Source organism: Bradyrhizobium huanghuaihaiense (assembly GCF_007830635.1).
In the GTDB taxonomy this organism is placed as follows: Bacteria; Pseudomonadota; Alphaproteobacteria; order Rhizobiales; family Xanthobacteraceae; genus Bradyrhizobium; species Bradyrhizobium huanghuaihaiense.
The window spans coordinates 1-3,646 of record NZ_VLLA01000085.1; the positions used below are offsets into that span (position 1 = coordinate 1).

1 protein-coding gene is annotated in these 3,646 nt (G+C 55.5%); it reads right to left on the reverse strand.

Annotated elements, in window-relative coordinates:
* Nucleotides 1-90: 90 nt before the first annotated feature.
* The gene (locus IQ16_RS44795; RefSeq protein ID WP_011084444.1) at nt 91-3,207 is read right to left on the reverse strand and encodes an efflux RND transporter permease subunit; all 3,117 of its coding nucleotides are present in this window, start codon (nt 3,205-3,207) and stop codon (nt 91-93) included.
* Between the last annotated feature and the right edge of the window lie 439 nt (nt 3,208-3,646).

Genomic DNA, 3,646 nt, shown 5'->3' on the forward strand with positions numbered 1-3,646 from the left:
CTTGCGATCTTTCCTCGAAAGGTGGACTTCTCTTGCTTCGGGTATCATCCCGACCTTGAATCACGACTCACGTTCCAAGAAAAGTGGGTACTAGATGATTTGATGGTCATGCTTTGTTACCTCGGCATCAGCAGCGCTGGTGAAGTCGCGCTCGGCGAGGTTCGCGCGGACGACACCCCCATTACCACGGTGATCGGACGCGATCGCGACATAGACCGCCGGGAGCACGAATAGCGTGATCAGCGTGCCCGCAGACATGCCAGCGGCGAGAACGAGTCCGATCGAGAACCGGCTCGCGGCGCCAGCTCCGGTTGCCGTCAACAAGGGTATGAAGCCCGTGACCATTGCCGCCGTGGTCATCAAGATTGGGCGCAGTCGGACACGCGCCGCCATCTCTATAGCCGAGCGACGGTCAAATCTCTCCTTGAACTGCAGCTCATTGGCGAACTCAACCATTAGGATGCCGTGCTTTGAAATCAACCCGACCAGTGTCAACAGTCCAACCTGGGTGTAGATGTTCATGGTCGCCCAGCCGAGGAACGGCGGAATCAAGGCGCCGACCATTGCCATCGGCACGCTGATCATGATGATGAGCGGATCGCGCAGACTTTCGAACTGCGCCGAAAGCACTAAGAATATGATGATGAGGGCAAATGCGAAGGTAATCGCCAATTGATTACCCTCGTGCACGTACTGGCGGGCGTCGGCCAGGAAGTCGTAACTGAAGCCCGGGGGCAGTTTCTTCGCCTCGGCTTCTAGGAAATCCACGGCCTGTTCGATCGTGACGCCGGGCATCGGCACGGCCTGAAAGGTCGCGCAGTTGAGCTGGTTGTAGTGGGTGAGCGCATTCGGATCGGTCGCAGTCTCGGTGGAGACTACGGTAGACAGCGGAAGCATCGATCCCGTCGCAGTCTTCACATAATAGCTTCCGATTGATTGCGGCACTAGCCGTTCCTCTCGCGGCACCTGCGGGATCACCTCGTAGGAGCGGCCCTGCAGATTGAAGCGGTTGACGTAATTTCCCCCAAGTAAGGTGGCGAGCGCGTTACCGACGATCTGCATGGTGATGCCAAGCTCGTTAGCCTTCGATCGATCAACCTTGATTCGTACCACCGGCTGGTTGAACTCGAGGTCGGAGTCGCTCACCATGAAGAGGCCGCTCTTCTGCGCGGCATCCTTCAACTTTGACATCTGCTCGTGGATGGATTGAAAGCCAAGAGTCGAATTGATCACCATCTGGACTGGTAGGCCACCAGAACCGCCCGGCAGCGGAGGCAAGCTAAAGGCAAACGCGTTGATGCCTTCGATTTTGGATAGCTCGGCCTGAACAAGCGACTTTAGTACAATCGATGATCGCTTGCGTTCGTCCCAAGGCTTGAGCAACATGCCGGCCATGCCACTCTGCTGGCCGCCAATGCCATTGAACACGAAGCTCAAGTCAGTCTCTGGAACTTTTTTCAACGCGCTTTCAAGCTTGGTGCCATAATAGTCGAGGTAGTCGATATTGGCGTATTTCGGCGCCTTAGTTAGCGCGAATATGATACCTTGATCCTCCTCCGGCGCTAGTTCCTTGGAAATATGCATATAGAGAAAGCCGACAAGTCCCAACATGGTCAGCGCAAATAGGCCGGTAATTGGGCGATAGTCGAGCGAACGGTCGAGCTTGCGGCCGTACCATCGTGTTACGGCACTGAACCCGCGGTTCACAAGCCTTGCAAATCGTCCCCCCTTGGCGCGCCTCAGGAAGAGAGAGCACATCATGGGCGACAGCGTCAAAGCGACCACACCGGACACGATCACCGCTCCTGCCAGCGTGAACGCGAATTCGCGGAACAGGCCACCGGTGAGGCCGCCAAGGAATCCGATCGGGGCATATACCGCAGCCAAGGTAATCGTCATGGAGATAACCGGACCGACGATCTCGCGCGCGCCCCTTGTAGCAGCCTGTAGCGGAGCCGCTCCTTCTTCTAAATGGCGATGAATATTCTCCACCACCACGATTGCGTCGTCGACCACGAGGCCGATCGCGAGAACCATCGCAAGGAGCGTCAGGAGGTTGAATGAGAACCCCAGCGCCAGCATCATGCTGCAGACACCAACGAGAGACAACGGAATAGTAACCACAGGAATGATGACGGACCGCAGCGAGGCCAGGAAAAGAAAGATCACGACGACCACAACCACGACGGCCTCAATGAGCGTCTTCTTCACTTCGTCGATCGATGATTGAATAAACTTGGATGAGTCGTAGGCCACTTTCATCTTCAGCGGCGGCGGCAGGTTACGCTCCATTTCAGGAAACAGCGCCCGAACGCCTCGCACTATGTTTAGCGGATTGCCTTCCGGGCTCGCTTGCACGCCGACAAAGACCGCGTGGTCGCCGTTCATCGTGACGGTAGTGTCCGTCATCTGCGCGGCAAGTTCGACTACCGCAATGTCTTCCATGCGCACAAAGCCACCGTCATTCGCCTTGACAATCATACGCTTGAAATCGTCAACACTCCGCAAATCCGTATTTGCTGTGACATCGGAGATAGTGAAATAGCCCTTGGTCTGGCCTGCCGCAGCCTGGAAGTTGTTAGCTGCGATTGCAGCCGAAACTTCAGCCGGCGATATGCCATGCCCAGCCATTTTCGCAGGGTCTAGCCATAGCCGCATCGCAAAACTCTGGCCGCCTAGGATGTCAGCCGCTGAAACGCCGTCGACGGTTGAGATAACCGGTTGCACGACGCGCGCGAGGTAGTCGGTGATCGCACTGGCCGCTAGCTCATCGCTGGAGAAAGCGATATACATGACAGCATTCGTCTGACCGCTCGACTTCGTGACGACTGGATCGTTTGATTCCTTCGGGATCAGGTATTTGACTGAGTTGACCTTGGAGAGCACCTCCGTGAGCGCTTCGTTTGGATTGAAGTTCAGCTTGATGTAAACTAGAATAGTCGAGACACCAAGCATAGACGAGGAACTGATGTAGTCGACGCCTTCGGCGGACGCGACTGCTTGCTCCAGGGGAGTGGTGATGAACCCCTGGATCATGTCGGCCGAGGCGCCAGGATAGGCAGTCGTGATATTGATGACCGTATTGGTTAGCTTCGGATATTGCCGGATCGGCAGTAGGACCGCGGCGCGCAAGCCGATCAGCAAGATCAGGAAACTCACGACGATTGACAATACCGGACGTTTGATGAAAAGCGCGGTAAATGTCATGTCAACTCGTATTCGGGATTGGGATGTAAATCTGCCACCAACTTTAAGGCAATGGTCAGCAATGCGGCGACTGTGCTAGAGCCCCCGCTGTAGAGCTCGTGCCCTTTTTGCGTTTATCGGCGAAAGGCCCGACAAGAATAGTTGATTAGAACGCAACGACTTCTAGCCGGGCATTAGTTCAGGCTTCGCACTTCGACATCGGAATTACAAACGACCTGACCGGTACTCAACTCTACAAAGGTAAGTGAGTGATATAGCATCGGCTGCAAAGCACTATACCAAGGTTTATCGAGTTCGCCGCTGATCACCGTCGCAAGACTTGCGGAGTTGCTAAACACAAATTTTTAGTCGTCCGTTAAGAAGCCGGATTGATCGAGGCTGGCCGGGCGAGCGTGCGCCATAGCTGGGCCAGGAACAGGCACAAGAGATATCTCAGCCA